The sequence below is a fragment of the Pseudomonas sp. K5002 genome, assembly GCF_013386655.1.
GTDB lineage: Bacteria > Pseudomonadota > Gammaproteobacteria > Pseudomonadales > Pseudomonadaceae > Aquipseudomonas.
In genome coordinates, this window is sequence record NZ_JACARK010001608.1 from 437 (window position 1) to 884 (window position 448).

Here is a 448-nt window from a genome sequence, read left to right on the forward strand (position 1 = left end):
GCCTGGCCCAGCGGATTCCGGTGCGCATTGCGTTTGACGATGTGCCGGCAGACTTCCGCATGATTGCCGGGCGCACCGCCACCGTGTCGATCATCGACGACCAACCCAAGTCGGAGAACAAGCCATGAAACGGCTTTTAGCAACCGCCGGGCTGGGGTTGTTGCTGTCGGCCTGCCAAGTGGTGGGGCCCGATTACAAACTGCCGGACAAGGCGGCCGTGAACCGCGGTGACCTTCAGGGCCAGTTGGCCGGGGAGGGCAGCAATGTGGTGTCGGCGCCGGTACCGGCGGACTGGTGGAAGCTTTACCAGGACCCGCGCCTGGATAAGCTGGTGGAGCAGGCCATGGCCTCCAACACCGACCTGCGGGTGGCTGCGGCCAACTTGCAGCGCTCGCGCTATCAGGTGCAGCAAGCCGAATCGGCCGGCGGCTGGAGTGCCGGGGCCAAG

2 pseudogenes are annotated in these 448 nt (G+C 65.8%); both read left to right on the plus strand.

What is annotated here, in order from left to right:
• Window positions 1-128: pseudogene (locus tag HX846_RS40185) on the plus strand (efflux transporter periplasmic adaptor subunit); the annotation flags it as partial.
• Window positions 125-448: pseudogene (locus HX846_RS38240) on the plus strand (TolC family protein); the annotation flags it as partial. The pseudogenes HX846_RS40185 and HX846_RS38240, both read left to right, overlap by 4 nt.